The organism is Solitalea agri (assembly GCF_023914155.1).
Lineage (GTDB): Bacteria > Bacteroidota > Bacteroidia > Sphingobacteriales > Sphingobacteriaceae > Solitalea > Solitalea agri.
The window spans coordinates 1-25,294 of sequence record NZ_JAMWYS010000001.1 but is presented as its reverse complement, the minus strand read 5'-3'; the positions used below and the strand labels follow the sequence as shown (position 1 = coordinate 25,294).

Sequence of the window (25,294 nt, the reverse complement as noted above, 5' to 3'; positions counted from 1 at the left end):
AATGAGATGCATTACATTAAATGATTCCATAAACTAGTTTAAAAAAAAATCCCAACATTATGTTGGGATTTATTGCAAACACAAACTATTATAAAAAATTAAACTTGAACGGACATTTTTGGCAATGCTGCTTTCATTTCATCACTCGCACAATCAGCAAATTGTTCAAAGTTTTTAATGAAACGCTGCGCCAAGTCATTGGCCTTTTGATCATAGCCTTCTTTATTCTCCCAGGTGTTTCTTGGATTTAAGACCTCGGAAGGAACATTTGGACATGTTGATGGTATATTTAAACCAAAAACAGCATCCTTGGTGTACTCTATGTTATTAAGCTCTCCTTTTAAAGCCGCTGAAATCATCGCACGAGTATAAGAAAGCTTCATTCGTGAGCCTACTCCATAAGGTCCGCCCGTCCATCCGGTATTAATTAACCAAACATTCACATTGTGCTCATCCAACTTCTTACCTAGTAAATCGGCATATTTTGTAGGATGCAAAGGAAGGAACGCTTTTCCGAAACCTGCTGAAAAAGTGGCTTGAGGTTCTGTAACCCCAGCTTCTGTTCCAGCAACCTTAGCTGTATATCCCGAAATAAAATGGAACATCGCCTGTGATTTTGTTAATCTTGAAATTGGTGGCAATACCCCAAATGCATCAGCCGTTAAAAAGAAAATATTCTTAGGAGATCCACCAATTGAGGGGTTTATAGCATTTGCAATATAATCAATGGGGTAAGAAACACGAGTATTTTCTGTTACATCAATGTTTGAAAAATCAACCGTTGATGTACCTGCATAGCAACGAGTGTTCTCTAAAAGTGAACCAAATTTTATAGCATTATATATCTGTGGCTCTTTTTCAGCAGTAAGGTCAACGCATTTGGCATAGCAACCACCTTCGAAATTAAATACGCTATCATTGGCCCAGCCATGCTCGTCATCACCTATTAAAGCTCTCTCTGGATCAGCTGAAAGAGTGGTCTTTCCGGTACCTGATAATCCGAAGAAAATTGCAGTATCGCCGTCTTTACCAATATTGGCTGAGCAGTGCATTGAAAGAACTTGTTTTTGATGAGGAAGAATAAAGTTAAGAGCGGAGAAAATTCCCTTCTTAATTTCACCAGTATAACCTGTCCCACCAATAATGATCATTTTACGGGAAAAATTCAGTATGGCAAAATTATGCTGCCGTGTTCCATCAATTTCTGGATCAGCTTTAAATCCTGGAGCAGCAATAATTGTCCATTCCGGTTCAAAACTAATTATCTCATCCTTGGAAGGTCGCAGAAATAGGTTATTTGCAAACAAACTCTGATAAGCGGTCTCGGTTACTACACGTACATTCAAACGATGATTTTGAGTTGCACAGGCGTAAGCATCCCGAACAAACACTTCCTTACCACCTAAGTATGCTTGCATACGATGTAAAAGCTGATCGAATTTTGCCGGCTCAAATTTGATATTGATATCACCCCACCATACGGCATCACGAGTTATATCGTCACAAACAATAAAGCGGTCTTTAGGCGAGCGTCCGGTAAATTCTCCGGTATCGATTGATAGTGCACCTGAATCAACTAAATGTCCTTCTCCACGACAAATAGCTTCTTCTACTAGTTCTGCTGGTGTTAAGTTCCAATAGGCAGCGGCTACATTACCTAAACCTAGGCTCAATAATGTAGCTTTCGGAGCCTTGAATCCTAATTCATTCTCCATAAAAATTTATTTGATTGATTGGTATGGCAAAAATGTGCAAAATCGGCCAAAAAGGCAAATAAACAGCGATTAGAACGCACGGATAGCGTTCAAAATACACTATTAAAAACGAGGTTTAAATGAAATAGATAGAGAATTAAAGCGGCAATTTAACCGCCAATTTTTTTTACTTTATAATTCATTGATTGCAAAAGTGTGATTATTCGATCGCGAAAATCACCTTGAATCAAAATTTCACCATTTTTTACTGACCCTCCAACACCACATTTTGCCTTCAACATTTTGCCAAGATCTTCAAGATCAGTTGTTGTGCCGACAAAACCTGTAATTAATGTAACCGCTTTGCCACCTCGTTGTTTCTTGTCCAACTGCACTCTCAAATCTTGCTTGTTTGGAGGCAAGGATTCCTGAATATCATCAGCTTCAAATTGATATTGAAAATCAGGATCTGTTGAATACATAATTCCGGTAATATTCTTTTTCTTCGACATCGCTTGATATGAATCTACTTATTTAACGGGACCAATACCTTCATTGAGGCCGGTACAATTTTAATATCTATTTGACCATTCAGATCACGAGGCTCACCGTCCAAATGAACCGCTCCGTTTTCTTTCCTTTTCACAATTATTTCTTTTGCTTTAATAATCTCAAGGAAGGAAGAGCGATGGGCAGTACCAGACATTAATCGGTACATCATTGCCGGAAATTGATATGCTACAAATGGCTTAACCACGGAAACGTCTAAAAGACCATCAGAAATATCAGCCAATGGAGCAATTTTAGCATTATTGCCAAATTGAGTTGAATTTGCAAAGCTGATCATAAATGCCTCTCGGATGTATTTCTTTCCATCGATGGTTAGTTCGTATTCTTGGGATTTGTAGTTTCTAAATTCTCTTAAAACAGCCTTTACATATCCTGAGAATCCTCTTTTTTTATTATTTGCAAAAAGTGCACTAATATGTGCATCAAAACCAAGTCCAGCTGTATTAAAAAATGGTATTCCATTAAGCATTGCTGAGTCAATCACCTTCTCAACGCTATGATTTAACGCTTCAATTGCTTTCCTAGGGTTAGTTGGAATGCCTAAATGCAAAGCAAGGCCATTTCCCGAGCCAAAAGGGATTATGCCCAATGCCGCATTTGATTTAAGGCTGATAATCCCACGTGCAACTTCGTTTACAGTTCCGTCTCCTCCAACGGCTACCACCACGTCAAACCCCAAATGCACCGCCGATTTGGAAAGTTTACGAGCATGATCAACGGCATTTGAATAGGCCATCTCATAATCATAAAGGTTATGATCCAAATGGTCAATTATAAGTTGTTCTATTCGTTTTTTGCTCTTGCCGCCCGAAATAGGATTAATTACAAAAAGGATATTTTTTTTCACGTTTAATATATGAATGGGTGATTAACCGGCAATTGCAAAGATGCGGAATTTACCATTGCTTTAGTAATGTCTTTTAAAAGCATTTATTAATATATATTTCCTATAGATTTTATATTTTTTTATTAATTCCCCGAAAATAAAATAATTGCTATTTTTGCCTCCGTTTAGTGGATTGATTTGACTGCTTGCAACCACGTAAAAAAAATGCTAAAACACTTTTTCTGCATTTTCTGTCAATAATCATTTCCACACTTTGAACTTATCACAATAGATTTTAGAAGTATATGGCTTATTTATTCACTTCGGAGTCGGTTTCAGAAGGACATCCGGATAAAGTTGCTGACCAGATTTCAGATGCTTTAATTGACAACTTTTTGGCATTCGACCCAGATTCAAAAGTTGCCTGTGAAACATTAGTTACGACCGGGCAAGTTGTTTTGGCGGGAGAAGTAAAATCAAAAACTTATTTGGATGTACAACAAATAACCCGCGATGTAATCCGTAAAATTGGTTACACTAAAAGTGAATATATGTTTGAGGCCAACTCATGTGGAGTACTTTCGGCCATTCATGAGCAATCAAGCGATATTAATCAAGGTGTTGAGCGAAGCAATCCGGAAGATCAAGGAGCTGGTGACCAAGGGATGATGTTTGGTTATGCAACCAACGAAACTGAAAACTACATGCCTTTGGCTCTTGACTTGGCACATCAGCTTTTAATTGAATTGGCTGCCTTGCGTAGAGAAAACAAGGAAATTCCTTATTTACGCCCTGATGCAAAATCACAGGTAACCATTGAATACGCTGATGATCATAAACCTATTCGTATTGATGCGATTGTAGTATCAACTCAACATGATGAATTTGATAACGAGGCTAACATGGCTAAGAAAATCAAAGAAGATATTATTAATATTTTAATACCTCGTGTAAAGGCAAAGCAAAAACCAGAGATCGCTGCATTATTTAATGATCAAATAAATTACCACATTAACCCTACCGGCAAGTTTGTTATTGGTGGGCCACATGGTGATACAGGCCTAACGGGTCGTAAAATTATTGTTGATACCTACGGAGGTAAAGGCGCCCACGGCGGTGGTGCATTCTCTGGAAAAGATCCTTCAAAAGTAGATCGTTCTGCGGCCTATGCAACTCGTCATATCGCTAAAAACCTTGTGGCTTCAGGCGTTTGCGAGGAAGTCCTTGTACAGGTTTCATATGCAATCGGTGTGGCAAAGCCAATGGGCTTATATATTAATACTTATGGCTCGGCAAAAGTAAATTTAACTGACGGTGAAATTGCTCAAAAGCTAAGCGATATTTTTGATATGCGCCCGTACTTTATTGAGACCCGATTAAAATTACGTAATCCTATTTATCAAGAAACTGCGGCTTATGGTCATATGGGTCGCAAAAATGAGTTTGTTTCAAAAACATTCTCATTACCTGACGGCAAAACGATTACTAAAGAAGTTGAGTTATTCACTTGGGAAAAGCTCGATTATGTAAACAAAATAAAAGAAGCTTTCGGCTTATAAGCCTCAAAAATCCTCTCGAAATTCGGGAGGATTTTTTTATTACTATTTTTGCGCCCATGCAGCATACGGAAAACCCCTGGATTACTTTAGATTCGAAAGAAGTTTATGATAACCCCTGGATTAATCTGACCGAGCACAATGTCATTAACCCCTCGGGCGGGAAAGGTATATATGGTGTAGTAACTTTCAAGAACTACGCAACTGGTATTATTCCGTATGATACTGAAGGAAACATTTGGCTGGTTGGACAATACCGGTATGCAACAAATGATTACAGCTGGGAAATTCCGGAGGGCGGTGGAGCATTGGCGATTGACCCTCTTGAATCAGCAAAAAGAGAGCTTTTGGAAGAAACCGGTTTAAAAGCCGAAAATTGGCAATTAATTCAGGAACTGCATTTGTCAAATTCAGTAACTACTGAAAAAGCCCTGATTTATCTAGCTACAGGCATAACAGAGCATGAGGCTGAACCGGAAGAAACAGAACAACTCACTGTTAAAAAGGTTCCTTTTGAAGAAGCCCTAAATATGGTATTAAGTGGCGAAATTACCGACGCTATGACAGTAGCAGCCATGTACCGACTTAAACTAATGTTGATTTCTAAATAAAAGAGAATGAAGAAGTTTTTTGGATACCTCCTATCCCCTATATTTTATATCGTATTCGGACTATTTTTAGTCGTATTTCATGTTTTTCAAGTAATAGCATTAAATCTATTTGGAAAAGAGGCCCACAAAAAATCCGTTGATATACTCAACTTCTTCCTGCTTTATAGCTTATTAATATTAGGCACCCGTATCAGCGTTAATTTTAAGTTTACTCCTCCGAAGGATCGTCCGATTATATTTACCGCTAACCATCAAAGCATGTTTGATATTCCTGGAATCATCTGGTTTCTAAGGCATTATTATCCAAAATTTGTATCAAAGATCGAGCTAGGAAAAGGAATTCCGAGTATTTCCTATAATTTAAGACACAGTGGGGCCGCACTGATTAATAGAAAAGATTCAAAACAGGCCTTAAAGGAGATTGCCAAACTAGGTAAACTGATCTCTAATCATAATTACTCCGTAGCTATTTTCCCCGAAGGTACTCGTTCAAAAACCGGAGTGATGAAGCGATTCGCAATAGGTGGTATTAATATTCTACTTAAAAAAGCCCCCAACGCCTTAGTGGTTCCTGTTGCAATTAATAATAACTGGAAAGTAAATCAGTACGGCAAATTTCCTCTCTCTGCATTTGAAAATGTTAGTTGGACAGTATTGGAGGGCATTGAATCAAAAGACAAGGAAATGGAAGTGTTGGTTCTCGAAGCTGAAAATGCAATAAAGGCGGAACTGAAAAGCTTAAATTAAAGAATATTCGAAACAAAGGGCCATATTAAATGGCCTTTTTCGTTTTAACAGCCCTAACTTATTGAATTTCATTTCGTTTTATTAAATTAAAGTTCTAATAAAACGAAAATGAGGCTTATTCTACTTCTCTTATTTCTTGCTTCGTTCATACCCGTTACGGAACAAACATCTATCCCTTCAAAAGTACCTTCAAACAAAATCCCCTTTTGCTATGGGGCAACAAATGAAGTAATTGAATTGAACGACAGCATTTCACCACATTTGTATATTGGATTGGGTGACTATCATTTTAGTGTTAGTACTAAAAATAATATGGCTGCAAAATTTTTTGACCAGGGTTTGAGTTTGTATTATGGATTCAATCATCCGGAGGCTTTGCGCTCATTTAAAGAAGCAGCAAAAAACGACTCAACGCTGGCTATGGCCTACTGGGGACAGGCATTATGCCTGGGGCCAAATATTAATATGCCAATGGACCTTGCAGAAAATCAAAAAGCTTATAATCTTATACAAAAAGCCTTGAAGCTAAGTGAAAAAGCCACTCCAAAAGAAAAGGCGTACATAGCAGCATTGTCTATAAGATATTCAACACAATTAAACAAAAGAGTTGAATTAGACAACTCTTATGCAATGGCCATGAAAGAACTTGTGAAGCAATTTCCGAATGATGCAGATGCCCTTGCCCTTTATGCAGAGGCTTTGATGGATCTCCATCCCTGGGATTTTTGGCAGAAAGATGGACAGCCGCAACCTTGGACACCTGAAATAACAGCAACCCTAGAAAAAGCATTATCTATCAATTCATCACATATTGGTGCTAATCACTTTTATATTCATGCTGTGGAAGCATCGCCTATGCCTGCTAAAGCCATTGCATCTGCTTCGCGACTAGGAAGTCTCGCTCCTGGTGCAGGACACCTGGTTCATATGCCATCACATATTTATATTCATGTGGGTGAATTTCATAAAGGGTCAGCGGTAAACATAAAAGCCATAAACATTGACAAAGAAAGCATTAAGAACGGAATGCTTAGCGTTGCATACCCTGAACATAATATTCACTTCCTATATACAACACTTACCCTTGAAGGAAAAAGTAAAGAGGCATTAATGTATGCGGAATTACTGAAAAACAGTATTCCGGCTAACATGTTAGAGGATGCCAATTATGGAGGAATGATGCAAAACATGTACGCGTCCCCTTTATATGCAATGGTAAGATTTGGAAAATGGAACGAAATATTAAAACAAAAAGAACCTTCAGGGAAGTACCCCTTATTACGGGGCATTTTCCATTATGCTGTAGGAATGGCTTATGTAAAAACCAATCGGCTCGACAGCGTATTAAAGCATCATGCAGCACTGCTCGGCTTACTTTCTGAGAAAAAAACAGAAGCTCTGGTAGTATGGCAAACAAATACCACAAAAAATCTTTTAGAGATTGCTGCCAATTTGTTGGAAGGTGAGTTTTATGCTGCCAAAAAAGATTATCCAAAAGCTTTGATTCCATTACAAAACGCCATAAAAGGTGAAGACGCATTATTTTACGATGAACCTGCCGATTGGCCGAATCCAACAAGAAATAATTATGGCGCGGTTCTACTTGAGGCAGGAAGAGCTGCGGAAGCGGAAGCTATATACAGAGAAGCTTTAAAGCAATATCCTGAAAATGGCTGGGCATTAATTGGTTTGTACAACACTTTAACCTTACAACAAAAAACCACGGAAGCTGTGGCAACTAAAAATAGATTTGACAAAGCCTTTGTCAATGCGGATATAACATTAAAAAGTTCTAGATTTTAAAAACTTCAATTAAGATGCAACATTTTGAAATCCAACTGCGTCTAATTAAAAAAATAAATTGAACACTGATTATGAACCTATTTAAAAAATCAATTACCGCCCTTGTATTATCGATTGTATTAGTCTACCCAGTTTTAACTTATGCGTCTAATTTTAATAAACATCAAACAGAAATCAGTAAAGATGTAACTGAAAACAGGAATGTTACCGGGTTTCACGGCATTAAAGTAAGTACTGGTATTAATGTTTTCATTACGCAAGGCACTGCCGAAAAAGTAAAAGTTACCGCCAGCGATAATATTATTCGCTACCTTAAAACGGAAGTAAATGGTGGAATTCTTGAAATTTACCTTGATAAGTCGGAAAAAAGTGGCTGGTCTTGGGGAATGGAAACTCGTAATGTATACATAACTGTTAAAGACATCGATGCTATTGTTGCCTCAAGCGGCTCAGATATATCTAGTACTTCTCGCTTAAAGCTTGATAAACTATTTGCCCAATCCTCATCGGGTTCGGATATAAAACTTGATCTTGATGTTAGGGAACTGATTTGCGAAACATCCAGCGGTTCTGATGCAGAGTTTAGTGGAATTACTAAATCATTTAATGTTGATGCATCAAGTGGAAGTGATGTAAAAGCCTTTAACCTTACCGCCGAAGTTTGTGTTGCCAAGGCAAGTAGCGGGTCTGATATCGATATTACTGTTACTAAACAGTTAACTGCCGACGCAAGCAGCGGAGGCGATATTTCTTATAAAGGCAAACCTCAAAAAATTGTTAAAAATGAATCGAGCGGGGGTGACGTTTCCGCTGAATAAATTATACCTATTAGCGAATGAGTAAGGCGGCTTGAACAAGCCGCCTTACTCATTAAAATACTTCTGTCAAACACATCACTATAACTGTTAAATTTAATTATGAATCGCATTAAAAAATCAATCACAGTATCAATAATTGCCCTTTCTTTGGTTGCTCCATTCACTTTCGGATGCACTTCAAACATTTCAAAAACAAAGAAGGTTATTGCTACTGAAGTTACTGAGAAAAGAAATGCAACGGGTTTCAAAGGAATAAAAGCGAGCAACGGAGTTGTTGTATATATTACTCCTGGAACAAGTGAAGCAGTGAGTGTAACCGCCAATCAGGATGATATTAAACGATTAAGAACTGAAGTTAAGGAGGGTGTTCTTGAGATATATGTTGCGAACAAAATAAGTTCTTGGTTCAACTGGAAAGGTGAGAATGAAACCTATAAAGTTTATGTTACCGCAAAGGAGATTAACTCAGTAGTTACCAGTAGTGGTGCCAATATTTTTTCGACTTCTAAGATTAAGACCGATAAGCTAATTGCACAAGCATCTTCTGGCTCATTTATAAAATTTGAAAGTGAGTCAAATGATCTTAATTGCGAATCGTCTAGTGGAGCTCAAATGGAGTTGATCGGAGGCACAAAATCAAGCATTATTCATACTTCAAGTGGAAGTTATATTAATGCCTCGAATTATATTACTGAAACATGTACAGCAAGGTCGAGTAGTGGTTCGAAAATGGACATAAACGTAGTTAAGCAGTTAGATGCTGAAGCAAGCAGCGGAGGTAGAATAATTTATAAAGGAAACCCTTCGAATATAAACCAAAATACAACAAGCGGAGGAGAAGTTGCCAGAAATTAAAAACTTCAGGATATAAACTAAAAAAGTAACCTGTATTTTGGTTGCTTTTTTAGTTTATAGAACAAATTGTTGATGACGATATGGGATCTCAACATCTTCAAAGCCCTGAAGGTGAAGTTTCTCTTTAAAAGCCTGTTGAACATTATATTCTCCATGAACCAAGAACAGTTTCTTAATTTTCGCTGGATCCTGGCAGGAAATAAACTTTGAAAGGTCTTTATAATCACCATGAGCGCTTAAAGAATCTATCTTTCCAATCTCTGCTCTAACAAAATATTTTGTTCCGAAAATATGCACCACATCCGGTTTTGTTAGCAATCTTCCACCTAAGGAATTTGGCTCACAATAACCAACCAGCAGAATGGTGTTTTGTGGCTCACTAATAGCATTGGCAATATGATGTTTCACCCTTCCTGCTTCAGCCATTCCAGATGCTGAAATAATAATGCATGGTTCATCACTATAATTCAAAGCCTTTGATTCTTCTACATCCTCAATAAATCTTAATCCTTTAAAATCGAATGGATCACGGTCGAACTTAAGGGTCTGCTCCACGTCATTATTAAAATACTCTGGATAGCCTTTTACAATTCTGGTCGTTTTTTCAGATAAAGGGCTGTCTACATATACATTTACCGGGGGTAACTCCTGCAAGTTCTCCAGGTTATTTAACAGATAGAGCAGCTCTTGTGTTCTGCCTACGCTAAACGCCGGAATAATCAATTTACCTTTCTTTTCGACACAGGTTTTCTTGATATATTTTAATAACTCTCGCTCAGTTGGAGCAACATCCAAATGTAACGAGTTTCCATAAGTAGATTCAAGAATGAGGTAATCTGCCTGCGGAAACACCGCCGGAGAGCGTAATATCTCTGCTTGGTATCTACCTACATCTCCGCTAAACGTAATTCGGGTTGATTTATTTCCCTCCTGAATATTTAAATGAACAGCAGCACTCCCGATAATATGACCTGCATCAGTCAACAAAATTTCCAGTTCCTTATCAATTCTAACCCACCGGTTGTAGTTAATTGGAACAAATCGATCATAACATTCCTCTACATCATCCATTGAATATAATGGATAAAGCGGCGGCTTCCCTTGACGACGTCGACGCTTGTTCAAAAAGTCAATATCCGACTTTTGAATACGTGCCGAATCTTGAAGCAGAAGTTTCGCAAGGTCAATTGTTGCTGGTGTGCAATAAATCTTTCCGCTAAAACCTTGTTTAACCAATCTTGGAATCAAGCCACAGTGATCAATGTGCGCATGAGACAAGATCAGTACATCAACCTCCTGCGGATTAAATCCAAAATGTTTGTTAAGCTCATCCGTCTCCGATCCTCCACCTTGAAACATACCACAGTCGAGTAGTATTTGTTTCCCTGAATTTGTTCGGATAAGATGCTTGCTCCCTGTAACATTTTGGGCGGCTCCGTGAAAAGTAATGTACATAACCAATAGGGTTTAAATTTATTGACGCAATGGCTTAGGGAAAACGGCTAAACTTTCGTGCCCAGCTTCATCAACAGATTGAACGGCAAAGAAATAGTTATCCTTTGAATACGGTAACCTCACTTTTGTATCCGTTACGAAAATCTTTTTTGCCCAGAAAGCGTCTGTCGTTTCCCTTACTAAAACATAATAGCCTTTAGGTTTTTTGCCTTCTGGCTTTCCCCAAACTAAATCGGTAAAGTTGGTAAGCTCTTTTGTTAAAACAGTTACATTCTTTGGTTCCTGCGGAGCGAAAGCCAAATTGGCTAAAGTGGCCGCATTTACTCCTGTCACTTTCTTCAAATAATTAAAGTCGACATAATCTGTTAAATCTCCAAAGTTTCTTCCATTCTCTGTTCGCAAATTCTGATGTTGCCGATCAAAGTTCTCGTTCATTTCTGTAAACCGAATGGCAGTAAAGCCTAGATTACTGAAAGGAATATGATCACCTCCGCGTAAATAACGATCACGACGATAGATTAACTTAACCTCCATATTGTCTACATAGCGTTCTCCGACTTCTTTAACATAACGAGCAAACTGCCTTGCAGGGCTATCCGTTTCACCGCCGGTTTGCTGCCTGATAAGTGCAATAGGGCCACTCTCATTTGCAGGCACACCCTCACTGAACACACGCAATCGCATATTATCTTTAATATCCGTTTCGGCGCCATAACTATTGCCAACAATATCATTGGTAATCATTCCTTTAACGTTCCAGTTTTCTGCTACTGCCCGCTTAGCCAAATTATTAGCACCAAACAATCCTTGTTCTTCACCTGTTACACAAGCAAAAATAATGGTGGCGTTAAAACGATGCTTGCTCATTACACGAGCCAGTTCCATTACTGCTACTGTGCCCGAGCCGTCATCATTTGCCCCCGGAGCAACAATTGTATCGTTATTCACGTCCGATGCGCGTGAATCAAAATGACCGGTAACAATATAAACTCGCTTATCAGCTGTATCAACTCCTGGTAAAATAGCTAATACATTTTTGAGTGTTGTTTTCTTAGTTACTCTCCCTCCATCAGGCTCTACTGTAAATGCATCAAACTCAACTTTAAGACGGCCGCCGCTTTCCTTGCTATATTTTTGAAATTCGGAAAAAATAAAATTCCTTGCGGCACCTATTCCTACACTCTTTGATAATGTATCACTAAGGGTGTGACGTGTTTTAAAAGAAACGAGCTTAACATTCAATGCTTTCAAGTTATCGGCAGAAATCTCTTCGACAATTGTCTTAATTTCAGGGTCCCGGTTAATGATAACCTGCGCCTTTACCAATGATATCCCGGCAATTAAACAACAAAAGATTAACAGATATTTTTTCATCCCTTTATTTAAAATGTTTTATTCTAAAACGGTAACCTTTAATGAGGATGGAGCATCGGCCTGACGCAAAACTTTGATTTCTGCTTTCTGAAAGTCCTCATCACGGGCTTCATATATATTCTCAACATATTTCTGTGGATTCCTATCTACTAATGGGAACCAAGTACTTTGCACCTGGATCATTATCTTATGACCTTTACGAAAAGTATGCATCACATCGGGCAAGTAGAACTTTACTTGTTCTGTTTTACCTGAAATTAAAGGTTCAGGCTTTTCGAAACTATTACGGTAGCGTGAGCGCATCACTTCGCCCCGCAATAGCATTTGGTATCCGCCAATTTTAACTTCTTTGCCTTTCAACACATAACTGCTAAGCGTATCAGGATACACGTCTATTAACTTCACAACAAAATCGGCATCAGTACCAGTTGTTGTAATAAAAAGATTTGCATTTAGAGGGCCTGCCAGCGTAATATCAGTATCGAGTGTGTTCGTTTCATAAACCAATACATCAGGTCTTCTACTGGCAAATCGCTGATCATCGATCATGTACTCCCTTGTACGATTCATTCCTATCCCGTCCTGATACGGAACCGGTTTTTGCGGGTCACTTATATAAGAATCAGCTGCTGTAGTTTCTTTTGGAGCTTCAAATGAAAGCTTTCCGCTCGCATGGAAAAAGAGTGTCTTCTCTTTTGACTCTGCAGGTGGCCAAGCAGAAAACTTTTTCCAGCTATCAGCACCAATATCAAATGTTAAGGCTTCTGGAATTTCCGGATTTCCCACACCTTTCAGGTAGTACAAGAAGAAAGGCAACTCGATATTTTGCTGATACCATAAACTTGTTTGAGATCCAAACTTAATATCGCCAAAATAAGAGCCGTCACTCCTAGCCCATCCGCCATGAAACCAAGGTCCCATTACCAATGTATTGGTAGTTTTAGGGCTGTTTTTTTCAATGGATTTATACGTCTCTAAAGCTCCCCAACAATCTTCCGCATCGAAAAAACCTCCCACTACCAGCATTGCTGGTTTAATATTTTTAAGGTGTTGTCGAATATCCCGCGCTTTCCAAAAAGCATCATAATTTGGGTGTGCAACCAAATCCTTATAGAAATCGACTTTCCCCTTAAATACTTCTTTTTCTAAATTCTTCAAGGCTCCCTTCTTCAGATAAAACTCATAAGCATCAGTAGTTTTAAACTGATAGCCATTCGGCCACTCTTTTATAAGGTTGGGTCGTGGTAAGCCAAAAACTGAATAAAAGGCAAAAGTATCAAACATAAAAAGCGCCCCATTATGGTGAAAGTCATCTCCCAAAAACCAATTGGTAACAGGAGCTTGTGGAGACACCGCTTTTATAGCCGGATGACCCGACAGTGCCGCCGTAGTTGAATAAAATCCTGGATAAGAAATTCCGAATACTCCTACTTTACCATTATTCCCTTTAACATTTTTTAATAACCAATCTACCGTGTCGTAAGTATCAGTCGATTCATCAATTGAAGATGATATCTTGTCTTTAACCTGTGGACGAATGTTTACATATTCGCCCTCTGACATGAATTTTCCTCGTACATCCTGGTATACGAATATGAAACCTTCATGCAAAGCAAATGAAGATGGGCCCAATGAGGTTTTATACTTTCCTTCACCATAAGGACCAACAGAATAAGGTGTTCGATTTAAAAGAAAAGGATATTTCTTTGATTTGTCTTTCGGTGAATAAACAACGGTGAAGAGTTTCTTACCGTCACGCATTGCAATCTGATATTCATTCTTATCATAATTATTGATTACAAAAGCTGAATCGGTTTCTTGTGCGAAAAGGTTTGAAATGAGTAGATGAACTAAAATAAAACTAAAAACGATTGAATAAATCTTCTTCATATAGTGTGTTTTGGCTTGAATTGTAAATATAAGATTGTGGCGTGCAAAACATTCCATTCAACGAATAAGTGTAATAGAAAAATGATTCATTTATTCTTCCATTCAAGTATTGAAAGACTAATAACAGCTATTCATGCCAAATAACCAATTGTTGCTGTGGAATTTACTACCCAATTAAGAGATAGGTCAGGATGTTAAGCTTTACAAACACCTGAGGATTTCTGTCGACGAATGCGAACATTATGTCTACCTCTGTCATTTTATTTTCCAAGATTTTAGCGGTATATTCATTATCAGTAATTATTACTTTGACATTAATTAAATCAAGCTTAAAATCGTCCTAGGTGTACCTACAATTTAAAATGTTCAAACATTTGTCGGAGGCACAATAATTGCCATAAGTCATTCTCAAATATTTACACATTGAGAACAGTCTTTAGAAGAATGCTAGTTTCTTCAGTCTAAACATTATGTATCTAATAAAAAAACTTTCCAAAGGATCTCAATTTTCTAAAAACTTTCTGACTCTATTATCTGGAACAGCCATTTCTCAAGCCATTCCAGTGCTAATAAGTCCAATACTTACCCGTTTATACACTCCTGAAAATATTGGCGTTTTTGCCATTTACTTTAGCGCCTCTAATGTACTATCTATCTTAGTATCAGGAAGGTACGAGCTGGCCATTTTGCTTCCTAAAGAAGACTATCAAGCTAAACTATTAGTATGGCTGTCTACCTTGCTTACCTTTATTATCTGTGGCATTTTCCTTCTTTTGCTCTTCTTGTTTAAAGAACCCATTGCCGGTTTGTTTAACCTGAGCAAAACTTCTAACCTGATTTATATTCTGCCGTTCTTAACCCTCACCACCTCCATTTTTCAAATAGTGAGTTATTGGTTAAACAGAAAAAACGACTATGCTACTATGGCAACAGCGAAGGTATGGCAGAGCACAGGGATGGCTTTTGTACAAATTACTTTTAGCTTTTTAGGAGATATTGGATTAATAGCTGGCCGATTAATTGGGCAAATCGCAAGTACTATTTATAGCTTGCCTCAATTATTAAAAAGAAATCGTTGGAAAAAATTAAAGTTCGACATAACAGAACTGAAACAAACTGCTGTTGAATATGCCGACTTCCCTAAATACTCAATGCCAAACAATTTTATAAACAACATGTCGAGTAATTTGCCTGTTTTCTTACTGACAAATTTCTTTAGTATTACTTCAACAGGATTATTTTCTTGGTCGAGCCGTATTGTTCAAGTGCCAATGGGGATGATTACTGCAAGTATGCAGCAAGTATTTTTTCAGGAGGCCTCAAGAATTCATAATGAAGGGGGCAACCTTTACTCGCTTGTTGTTCGAACTTATAAAAAACTACTAATTATGGCTATTGGGCCCTACATAATTTTTGGCATTTTTGCGCCCTTTATATTTAAAATTGCTTTTGGACATCAATGGGAAGAGGCTGGAGTTTATACTCAATATTTAATTCCTTGGTTATTTTTGGCATTTTTAAACTCTCCTATTACTTCAATTATTCCGGTGTTAAATAAACAAAAGAATTATTTAATATTCGAAATCCTAATCCTCGTAATCAGATTTGTGGCAATTTTTGTTGGTTACAAATTTTTCCATAGTGTAGACATTTCCATCATTTTATATAGTTCGGCAGGTTTTCTTTACAGTATCTTTTTATTCTTCTATCTAATTAATCTAGCAAAAAAACCACAACCTGTACTAAACTAGATAAAACTTCAACTCCCGACGTAAGTTTCCATTTGAGGAGTTTAAAATGTAGAACTTATATAAACAAAAACGACAAGCTGAATAGCTTGTCGTTTTTGTTTATATAAAGCTGAAATAACTTGATTAGTGAGCTGCTTTTGCAACTAAGTAATCCCTGTTCATACGAGCAATATTTTCCAATGAAATTCCCTTCGGACACTCAACTTCACAAGCACCAGTATTCGTACAGTTACCAAAACCTTCTTTATCCATTTGCTCAACCATATTTTGAACGCGTGAATAACGCTCTGGCTGACCTTGGGGCAATAAAGCAAGTTGAGAAACTTTAGCTGATACAAATAGCATTGCAGAAGCATTCTTACAGGTTGCCACGCAGGCACCACAACCAATACAGGCGGCTGCTTCAAACGATTTATCAGCATCATCCTTAGAGATTGGTAATGAATTGGCATCTTGTGCATTACCCGTATTTACAGAAATGAATCCACCTGCAGCAATAATACGGTCAAATGCCGAACGGTCAACAACTAAGTCCTTGATAACCGGGAATGCTGTGGCTCTCCAAGGCTCAACAACTACAGTTTCTCCGTCTTTAAATGAACGCATATGTAACTGACAGGTTGTAATGCCTTCTTTAGGTCCATGCGGACGACCATTAATGTACATCGAGCACATTCCGCAAATACCTTCACGGCAATCATGATCAAATGCAATAGGTTCTTGTCCTTTTTCAACCAAGTCTTCATTTAAAACGTCGAACATTTCGAGGAAAGACATGTCGGGAGATACATTACTAACAGGATAGGTAACTAATTCTCCTTTTTGATTTCCATTTTTTTGGCGCCAAACTTTCAGCGTCAAATTCATATTTCCGTCACTCATGTTTTTGAGTATTTTTTATGATCAAAGAATAAAGAGCAAAGAACAATGACTTTATACTTTGTCGTTGTTCTTTGTTCTAACTATCTATTACTTATAGCTACGTTGAGCAATTTTAATATTCTCGTATTTAAGCTCTTCTTTATGAAGCTCCCAGTTGCTTTCGTCTTTGTATTCCCAGGCTGCCACATATGCATAGTTCTCGTCATCACGCATTGCTTCACCTTCCTCCGTTTGGTATTCTTCGCGGAAGTGGCCACCACATGATTCGTTACGGGTTAATGCATCTTTACACATCAATTCGCCAAGCTCTAAGAAATCGGCAACACGACCAGCTTTTTCCAACTCAGGATTAAGCTCATTAGCAGAACCTGGTACACGAACATCTTTCCAAAATTCTTTGCGAAGAGCCTGAATCTCTGTAATTGCTTCTTGCAAGCCTTGAGCATTTCTAGCCATACCGCATTTATCCCACATAATTTTACCAAGTTTTTTGTGGAAATAGTCTACGGTTTTAGTTCCTTTAATGTTCAAGAAAGTATCTATCTGAGCTTTAACTTTGCTCTCTGCCTCAACAAAAGCAGGATGATCAGTAGAAATTGCTTTTGTGCGAATTTCATTTGAAAGGTATGCCCCGATAGTGTAAGGAATTACAAAGTAGCCGTCGGCCAAACCTTGCATCAATGCAGATGCACCTAAACGGTTAGCACCGTGATCAGAGAAGTTAGCTTCACCTAATGAATACATACCTGGTACGGTTGTCATCAGGTTGTAATCAACCCAAATACCACCCATTGTATAGTGAACCGCAGGATAGATCTGCATTGGCTCATTATATGGATTTACCCCGGTAATTTGTTCGTACATATCGAACAGGTTTCCGTATTTCTCTTTTACAACTGCTTTACCTAATTCAACAATTTTAGCGGCAGAAGCGTCAATGCCATGCTTAGTTGCCTCAATTTTGCCATAACGCTCAATTGCAGCAGCATAATCTAAATAAACTGCCTGCCCGGTGTTATTTACTCCGTAGCCGGCATCACAACGTTCTTTAGCAGCACGAGAAGCTACGTCACGAGGAACCAAGTTACCAAATGCAGGGTAACGACGCTCTAAGTAATAATCACGATCGTCTTCAGCTATATCATTAGGGCCTTTTTTACGGGTTCGTAAGGCCTCTGCATCTTCTTTCTTTTTAGGAACCCAAATACGTCCGTCGTTACGCAACGACTCCGACATTAAGGTTAATTTCGACTGGTGATCACCAGAAACAGGAATACAAGTTGGGTGAATTTGCGTATAACAAGGATTACCGAAGAATGCACCTTTTTTATGTGCTTTCCATGCTGCAGTCACGTTACAACCCATCGCATTAGTTGACAGGAAGAAAACGTTTCCATATCCTCCGGTACACAGCAATACTGCATGACCAAAGTGACGCTCCAACTGACCGGTAACCATATCACGGGCAATGATACCACGTGCTTTTCCGTCGATGATCACAACGTCTAACATTTCATGACGAGTGTACATCTTCACAGAACCCATACCAACTTGACGTTGTAAGCCAGAATATGCCCCAAGTAACAACTGCTGACCTGTTTGACCAGCTGCGTAGAATGTACGCTGAACCTGAGTACCACCGAAAGAACGGTTACTTAACAATCCTCCGTACTCGCGAGCAAAAGGAACTCCTGAGGCAACACATTGGTCAATGATATTACCGCTTACTTCAGCTAAACGATGAACGTTTCCTTCACGGGCACGGTAGTCACCCCCTTTAATAGTATCATAAAATAAACGATAAACGCTATCACCATCATTCTGATAGTTTTTAGCTGCATTGATACCACCTTGTGCTGCAATTGAGTGAGCACGGCGAGCAGAATCCTGGTAGCAGAATACTTTTACTTTGTAACCCATCTCTGCTAATGAAGCCGCAGCAGATGCGCCAGCCAAACCTGATCCAACAACAATGATTTCAAGGTTACGCTTATTTGCAGGATTTACCAATGGAACGGTTGAACGGTACTTTTTCCACTTCTCCGCCAAAGGGCCTTCAGGTATTTTTGAATCTAAAGCCATGTGATGATCAGATTTTACTTGTTAATAACGAAATGAACATATAAAGGCATCAAAGCGAACAATACCGGAACAATGATAGAGTACCATTTTCCAATAGCTTTAATTGCCGGGGTATATTTGTAATGATTTAATCCTAAGGATTGGAATGCGCTTTGGAATCCGTGCATTAAGTGATACGATAACGAAACCATAGCTAGAACATAAACTGCAACCACAATAGGATTACTGAATATGACCTTCATTTGAGCAAACATATCATGAGTGCCGGCTTCAACACCTTCTGGAATTCCACCCCAAATACCAAATCGGGCCTCAACCCAGAAATGACAAAGGTGAACAATCAAGAACATCAAGATTAATGTTCCCAATAAACCCATTGATCTTGAATACCATTTACTATTTACTGCCGATGCTGAAACTGCGTACCCCTCTGGACGAGCAGCCTGATTACGGCGGGTAAGTACAATGGATTGAACAATGTGCAGGATAATGCCAGCAAAAAGGACAATTTCCATTGATCGGATCAACCAGTTTGTACCCATAAAATGAGCAGCGGTATTAAATAGCTCACCCGAACTATCTAAAAAAATCATTGCGTTAACCCCTACGTGAACGATTAAAAAAGTTATCAGGAAAATGCCTGTGATACCCATCACAAACTTTCGCCCTAAGGATGATGTAAAAAAAGATGAAGAACTACTCATTTTTACGAGAATTTATTTTTGGAACACAAATGTATCTAAAAATTGAAAAAACACTTATTAAGCATCTTATTTAGATTCATTCTATCTGTCTTTTTCTTAATAATTCGTTTACAATTGACCTTTTAGCCTGATAATTCTAAAGGGTTCAACTAAATAACAGCTCTGTATCAAGAGATTATTTGATTTTAAACTCAATGTATTTTAATCACTTAATACCGAAAAGAGTTATAAATAAGAACCCAGTCAAAATCGCCACGGCGATACCAACCATTCCCGGTATCATAAAACTATGATTCAAAACATACTTCCCTATTTTGGTAGAACCTGTTCTGTCGAAGTTGATTGCAGCCAAGAGCGTTGGATAACCGGGCAAAAAGAAATCACTATTCACAGCAGGAAACATTGCAATCAATGAGGGATTGGCTAATCCCAATGTTATTCCTAAAGGCATCATGGTTTTAGTTGTAGCACTTTGACTAAACATTAGCATTCCCATTATAAAGATTGCCACTGCAAACAGCCATGGATAAGATGCAGTAATTGCTCCCAGCATTTGCTTAATAACCTCCTCATTATTCGCCATAAACGTTGAACTCATCCATACCACTCCAAACACCGATACAACTGCAGAGGCCATGGAAGTAAACAAGCTAGCCTTTGTGATTTCAGCTGGGGAAGTTTTTGTAATAAGCATGATAAGCGCCGCAGCAGATAAAGTAACTACCTCAATGATGGTAACCATTTTTAGTGAACCATCTGCATTTACACTAAAATTTGCAACTCCGGGAGCCATATCGGGAACCAAATTAGGAAATGCTCCTCCAAGTAAAATCATCAAAATAGCAGCTCCAAATATGGCCACAGAAATCTTGGCTCCTGATTTAAATTCCTTTTTAATTGTGCCGCTTTCCACCTCCAGGCTTTTAGCAAACTCCGGATCTTTCATTCGTTCCAAAAAATCAGGATCCTGATCCAGCTCCTTACCCATTTTATATACAGCAATGCAGGAAGCAATTACTCCAAGCACACAAGACGGAATACAAACTTTCATTATATCTATTGAAGCCCCCGGGTAAGCAAGAATAGCGGCCATTGCCGCGGTGGCAGCCGACATGGGACTTCCGGTTAGTGCCAAATGCGAAGCAACAACCGAAGCACTCAATGGTCTTTCGGGCCGTATTCTTTTTTTGGCTGAAACCTCCGCAATAATTGGAAGTAAAGAGTACACAATATGAGCTGTTCCAGCAAAAAGACAAAGGACATATGTAGTTAATGGTGCCACAAAAGTTATACGCTTCGGGTTTTTACGGATAACGTTTTCAGCAATACTTACAAGATAGTCTAATCCACCGGCCGCCTGTAATGTTGCTGCAGTTGTAACTATCGCTAAGATGATCAACATTACATCTTGAGGGGGCTCGGTAGGGCGTAACCTGAATACCTGAACATAAATAAACATGCCTAAAACTCCCATCAACCCTAACCCAATACCTTTTAGACGTGATCCTACAAGGATCATCACAAGCAGAACAATAAATTGCAACCAGATCATATAGCGATAATTAAGTATTTATTGATGCATTTCGAACACAGTAATAACTAAAAACTTTCCAGACAAAACCGCCTGGAAAGTCTCTTTATAGTTAAATAGCTTCTGTTAATAGAAACCTCATCATTGCTTTCCGTTTCTATTAGTACTTAAAGTACATATCCTGAATCTTAGCTTTATCCGTTGTAGTTGTTAAAGCCAGCATTAAAAGAATCCGTGCCTTTTGAGCATTATAATCATCGGAAACAATTGTTCCTAAAGCGGCGTCATCAACTTCATCATGAAGTGTTACACGACCGCCCGGAGTTCGGGTTGCTCTTACTATAATTACACCTTTATCGGTTGCAGCCTTTATAGCATCATAGTTCTTTTTGTTCATGTTTCCATTTCCAACTCCGGTAAAAACAACTCCTTTAGCCCCAGCGTCTACAAAAGCATTTAAGGCAGTTGGGTCAGCATCCGCATACATATATGCAACATCAACCCGAGGAAGTGTAGTTAATTTAGAAACATCAAAAGGCGTATTCGCTCCTGATTGTCTAACGGGAGTATAATAATATTGCACTTTTTTGTCATAGATCAGACCTATAGGGCCAAAGTTGGTAGAGAGAAACGTTTCGAGTGATGTAGAATTGGTTTTTGTAACGGATTTTGCATCAAATACACGTTCATTCATGGCCAACATAACGCCCCGTCCCTGACTATTTGGATCAGCCGCAACAACTACAGCATCTAATAAATTCTTAGGACCATCAGCACTTATAGCTGTGGCAGGGCGCATTGCACCAACAAGCACAACAGGTTTGTTGTATTTAACTGTGAGATCTAGGAAGAAAGCAGTTTCTTCCTGCGTATCAGTACCATGAGTAATAACAATTGCATCAGCTTCATTTTTAGCGAAAATTTCGTTAATGCGTTTTGCCAATTTTAACCAAACCTCAACCGACATATCCTGGCTACCGATTGATGCCACTTGCTCTCCTGTTATTTTGGCGAGTTTATGGATTTGGGGAACCGCGTTTAATAATTCATCAATAGGCAATTTTCCGGCAGTATAGGCTGCTCTGTCTGCAGATGCTCCGGCGCCGGCAATTGTACCTCCGGTTGCAAGTATTTTTACACGTACATTTTGAGCAAAAGAAGTAAATGAAATTGTTACTGCTACTATTAACAAGTAGATTTTAGAGAGAGAGCGTTTCATATCGATATCTTTTATTGATTAAACTTTTTATTCTTTAATAAACTTAGGATGAATCATGTTTTCAATACTGTAAATCTCGTCCCATTTTTCCTGTGTAATCAGCTTACGATCTTTCACAACAATATCATGAACTGATTTACCTGTATTAAGGGCCTCTTTAGCAATAGAAGCCGATTCTTCATAGCCTAATATTGGGTTCAAAGAAGTAACTATTCCAATACTATTCATTACAAGGTTTTTACAAACCTCCTCATTTGCGGTAATACCGTTAATACATTTCGAAATAAGTGTATGAATTGCATTGGTCATGTATTCCAAGGAGGTAAACAAGCTAAAAGCAATTACTGGCTCCATTACATTCAACTGAAGTTGTCCTCCCTCTGCTGCCAATGTAATAGTAACATCTGCCCCAATCACATAATAAGCTGTTTGGTTTACCACCTCAGGAATCACCGGATTAACTTTACCCGGCATAATCGACGACCCGGGCTGCATTTTAGGAAGATTGATTTCATTTAAACCCGTGCGTGGGCCGGATGAGAGTAAGCGCAAATCGTTACAAATCTTCGAGATTTTAATTACACTCCGTTTTAATGTTCCCGAAATCTGAACGTATGCCCCGGTATCAGAGGTTGCTTCAATTAAATCTTCGGCAAGCGTAATCGGAATTCCCGAAATATCTGCCAGATACTTAGTACATAACTCCGGATAGCCCTCCGGTGCATTTATGCGTGTTCCAATAGCTGTTGCTCCCATATTACACTCGCAAATCAGTTTTTGTGATTCACGCATCCGTTGAATATCCTCACCTACTGTGGTTGCCCATCCATGAAACTCACTGCCTAAAGTCATTGGAACTGCGTCTTGTAATTGGGTACGACCCATTTTAAGCACATCCTTAAACTCGTTACTCTTTCTTGAAAAAGCTGCCTGAAGGGACTCTAAAGATTTGATGTATATATCAAGTTTCTTGTATAATGCAATCCGGAAGGCTGTTGGATATGCATCATTTGTGGATTGAGAGCAGTTTACATGGTTATTGGGGTGCAAATAATCATATTCCCCTTTTTGATGCCCCATATATTCAAGGCCAATATTGGCAATTACTTCATTCGCATTCATATTACACGAAGTACCAGCTCCACCCTGAATTAAATCCGACACAAACTGATCAATATACTCCCCGCTGATAAGTTTATCACAGGCATAAACCATTGCTTCAGTAACTTTTGAATCTAAAACTCCACAATCACGATTCGCCAAAGCTGCCGCCTTTTTTACATATCCAAATGCTTGTATAAACAGCGGTTCTTTTGAAATGGGAATGCCTGTAATACTAAAATTCTCAAGTGCTCTAAGGGTTTGTACACCATAATAAACGGAGTTAGAAATCTCTTTTTCACCAAGAAAATCATGTTCAATTCGAGTTGATGACATAGCTATATATTTTAAGATGATTGATCGATAAACTATTCCTGATTACAAGAATACCAATGGAGTGCTGATACCAAACGTGAATCGGTTATTACTGTAATTACTATTGTTCAACGAGGATTTAGCAAAGTCGGTAAATCGGTAGTCGTGCCCAACATAGCTCACAAAAATCTTTATGTTAAGATCTTTTGATGGCAATATTTCTATACCGGGTATGTAGCAATAGCCCGTATAGATGTCTTGTTTTGAATCAGCGTTTGCATAATAAGTGTTCGCTTTATCCCATCTTCCTTTATCGATAAAGCCGACAAAGAACAAGTTAACTTTTGGAATCAAGCGAAAGTCAATACGGGTCCAGTAACTATTGTAAACCGTGTTCTGTGCAGTTCTATCATCGTAAGCAGTGCCACTGGTAATATAATTCGTAATTATACCTTCTCTATCCAGTTGTTCATCGCACCATTTATAATCGAACTGTATCTGAAACCTTTTAGAAGGAGTAAACTGAAGGCCAAATGATGCATAATTTATGAAGTAATTTTTCGCTTCGTTGAATAAGCTATACGACCATATTGTTTGTAGCTTATCTTTAAACAGGTTTCCTCGCCAGTTTGCTATATAGGCCAATGGAGCCTTGCTTTCCTGAATAAGTCCAACATCTCCAGGATATAGTTCGTCAAAACTTTTTGTTCGGGTATTTAAAACCTGTAAAGAAATAGAATGTTGTTTATTGAGATTAAAGCGAGAACCTATACCGGTTAAAAAGTTGTCGGCGGCGTCAATAAAATCGGTGTATTGATAAATGAAAATTGGGTTTGTATCGAACTCAAATCCACCCCAATCAGCGCACATTTTACCAAATGACAAATACCAAAATTCCGAATCCTTTTTCATTTGAAACTCCACAAAAGCTAAGTCTGTTGACCGACTTATGTTATCTACAGATTCTGACGTTGCAGGACGGGTATATCGGTCTCTAAACCTAAAGAAGGTTCTCTTACTAATGTTTCCTTTAAACTCAAGTCTGAACTGCTCCATTTGGAACCTAAAGTTGTTAAACCCATCCTGATCGAAGTAAGCATTTCCCGCTGCACGAATATTAGCGATAAGGTTTACATTTTTTAAGAGTTCTTGTTTTTCAACAGGAATTATGGATTTAGCAATAGTTGAATCTATCTGCTTCTGGGCAAAAGCTGCTAATGGCAAAAGCAAGATAATGAGTGCGTAAATAGTTTTTTTCATGGTTATAAGTTTAAATAAGTTACATAGGAGAAAAGGATGCTAAATACGAAAAGGACGAGCTAAATCTGAAATTAAACTTTGAACTTATGAATGGATAGGACGGGATGACTTAATTGCCATTTAAATTACACAATTATATTTTAAGTAGAAAATATTGTTTTTGAAACAATGATCAACAAAAAGAGGCTGTCTCAAAAGGGGCAGCCTTTTTAGTTGCCGAGAATTGACTGTATATTTTTTGATTGAGAAT

20 protein-coding genes are annotated in these 25,294 nt (G+C 38.3%); 7 read left to right on the top strand and 13 right to left on the bottom strand.

Annotated elements, in window-relative coordinates; translation table 11 throughout:
• Positions 1 to 98: 98 nt before the first annotated feature.
• From pckA to NF867_RS00090, 3 genes are all read right to left on the bottom strand, one after another.
• On the bottom strand, positions 99 to 1,715 hold the full coding sequence (gene pckA, locus NF867_RS00100) for a phosphoenolpyruvate carboxykinase (ATP) (protein ID WP_252585374.1): 1,617 nt from the start codon (positions 1,713 to 1,715) through the stop codon (positions 99 to 101).
• Between the two features lie 149 nt (positions 1,716 to 1,864).
• On the bottom strand, positions 1,865 to 2,206 hold the full coding sequence (locus NF867_RS00095) for a translation initiation factor (RefSeq protein WP_252585372.1): 342 nt from the start codon (positions 2,204 to 2,206) through the stop codon (positions 1,865 to 1,867).
• A gap of 14 nt (positions 2,207 to 2,220) precedes the next feature.
• Positions 2,221 to 3,111 carry a diacylglycerol/lipid kinase family protein gene (locus NF867_RS00090; RefSeq protein WP_252585371.1) on the bottom strand — a complete coding sequence of 297 codons (891 nt, stop codon included), beginning with the start codon at positions 3,109 to 3,111 and terminating at the stop codon, positions 2,221 to 2,223.
• Positions 3,112 to 3,395: 284 nt separating this feature from the next.
• Here NF867_RS00090 and metK point away from each other — a divergent pair, with 284 nt between their 5' ends.
• From metK to NF867_RS00060, 6 genes are all read left to right on the top strand, one after another.
• The gene (metK, locus tag NF867_RS00085; RefSeq protein WP_252585369.1) at positions 3,396 to 4,649 is read left to right on the top strand and encodes a methionine adenosyltransferase; all 1,254 of its coding nucleotides are present in this window, start codon (positions 3,396 to 3,398) and stop codon (positions 4,647 to 4,649) included.
• 56 nt (positions 4,650 to 4,705) lie between these two features.
• Complete coding sequence (locus NF867_RS00080; protein ID WP_252585365.1) at positions 4,706 to 5,257, top strand: NUDIX domain-containing protein; 552 nt, start codon at positions 4,706 to 4,708, stop codon at positions 5,255 to 5,257.
• Positions 5,258 to 5,263: 6 nt separating this feature from the next.
• A complete protein-coding gene (locus tag NF867_RS00075) occupies positions 5,264 to 6,004 on the top strand; it encodes a lysophospholipid acyltransferase family protein (protein ID WP_252585363.1) in 741 nt (246 codons plus the stop codon).
• A gap of 108 nt (positions 6,005 to 6,112) precedes the next feature.
• A complete protein-coding gene (locus NF867_RS00070) occupies positions 6,113 to 7,807 on the top strand; it encodes a tetratricopeptide repeat protein (protein ID WP_252585356.1) in 1,695 nt (564 codons plus the stop codon).
• A gap of 71 nt (positions 7,808 to 7,878) precedes the next feature.
• Positions 7,879 to 8,625: a head GIN domain-containing protein gene (locus NF867_RS00065; protein ID WP_252585354.1), complete on the top strand. Its 747-nt coding sequence runs from the start codon at positions 7,879 to 7,881 to the stop codon at positions 8,623 to 8,625.
• Positions 8,626 to 8,724: 99 nt separating this feature from the next.
• Complete coding sequence (locus NF867_RS00060) at positions 8,725 to 9,480, top strand: head GIN domain-containing protein (RefSeq protein ID WP_252585352.1); 756 nt, start codon at positions 8,725 to 8,727, stop codon at positions 9,478 to 9,480.
• Between the two features lie 54 nt (positions 9,481 to 9,534).
• Here the strand turns inward: NF867_RS00060 and NF867_RS00055 are convergent, their stop codons facing one another.
• The 3 genes from NF867_RS00055 to NF867_RS00045 are packed head-to-tail and all read right to left on the bottom strand — an operon-like array spanning position 9,535 to position 14,199.
• Positions 9,535 to 10,935: an MBL fold metallo-hydrolase gene (locus NF867_RS00055; RefSeq protein WP_252585350.1), complete on the bottom strand. Its 1,401-nt coding sequence runs from the start codon at positions 10,933 to 10,935 to the stop codon at positions 9,535 to 9,537.
• Between the two features lie 18 nt (positions 10,936 to 10,953).
• Complete coding sequence (locus NF867_RS00050; RefSeq protein ID WP_252585348.1) at positions 10,954 to 12,309, bottom strand: M20/M25/M40 family metallo-hydrolase; 1,356 nt, start codon at positions 12,307 to 12,309, stop codon at positions 10,954 to 10,956.
• 18 nt (positions 12,310 to 12,327) lie between these two features.
• Positions 12,328 to 14,199, bottom strand: a complete 1,872-nt coding sequence (locus NF867_RS00045) for a CocE/NonD family hydrolase (RefSeq protein ID WP_252585346.1) — start codon at positions 14,197 to 14,199, stop codon at positions 12,328 to 12,330.
• Positions 14,200 to 14,669: 470 nt separating this feature from the next.
• Here NF867_RS00045 and NF867_RS00040 point away from each other — a divergent pair, with 470 nt between their 5' ends.
• Positions 14,670 to 15,950, top strand: a complete 1,281-nt coding sequence (locus NF867_RS00040; RefSeq protein ID WP_252585340.1) for a lipopolysaccharide biosynthesis protein — start codon at positions 14,670 to 14,672, stop codon at positions 15,948 to 15,950.
• Positions 15,951 to 16,073: 123 nt separating this feature from the next.
• Here the strand turns inward: NF867_RS00040 and NF867_RS00035 are convergent, their stop codons facing one another.
• The 7 genes from NF867_RS00035 to NF867_RS00005 form a co-directional block, all read right to left on the bottom strand.
• Entirely contained in the window at positions 16,074 to 16,832 is a 759-nt protein-coding gene (locus NF867_RS00035; RefSeq protein ID WP_252585338.1) for a succinate dehydrogenase/fumarate reductase iron-sulfur subunit, read from the bottom strand.
• 87 nt (positions 16,833 to 16,919) lie between these two features.
• On the bottom strand, positions 16,920 to 18,914 hold the full coding sequence (locus NF867_RS00030) for a fumarate reductase/succinate dehydrogenase flavoprotein subunit (RefSeq protein ID WP_252585336.1): 1,995 nt from the start codon (positions 18,912 to 18,914) through the stop codon (positions 16,920 to 16,922).
• Positions 18,915 to 18,928: 14 nt separating this feature from the next.
• A complete protein-coding gene (locus tag NF867_RS00025; protein WP_252585333.1) occupies positions 18,929 to 19,618 on the bottom strand; it encodes a succinate dehydrogenase cytochrome b subunit in 690 nt (229 codons plus the stop codon).
• Between the two features lie 205 nt (positions 19,619 to 19,823).
• A complete protein-coding gene (locus tag NF867_RS00020) occupies positions 19,824 to 21,170 on the bottom strand; it encodes an anaerobic C4-dicarboxylate transporter family protein (protein WP_252585331.1) in 1,347 nt (448 codons plus the stop codon).
• Between the two features lie 139 nt (positions 21,171 to 21,309).
• Entirely contained in the window at positions 21,310 to 22,368 is a 1,059-nt protein-coding gene (locus NF867_RS00015) for a type II asparaginase (RefSeq protein WP_252585329.1), read from the bottom strand.
• A gap of 27 nt (positions 22,369 to 22,395) precedes the next feature.
• On the bottom strand, positions 22,396 to 23,805 hold the full coding sequence (gene aspA, locus NF867_RS00010; protein ID WP_252585326.1) for an aspartate ammonia-lyase: 1,410 nt from the start codon (positions 23,803 to 23,805) through the stop codon (positions 22,396 to 22,398).
• Positions 23,806 to 23,847: 42 nt separating this feature from the next.
• Entirely contained in the window at positions 23,848 to 25,044 is a 1,197-nt protein-coding gene (locus NF867_RS00005; protein ID WP_252585324.1) for a porin, read from the bottom strand.
• Between the last annotated feature and the right edge of the window lie 250 nt (positions 25,045 to 25,294).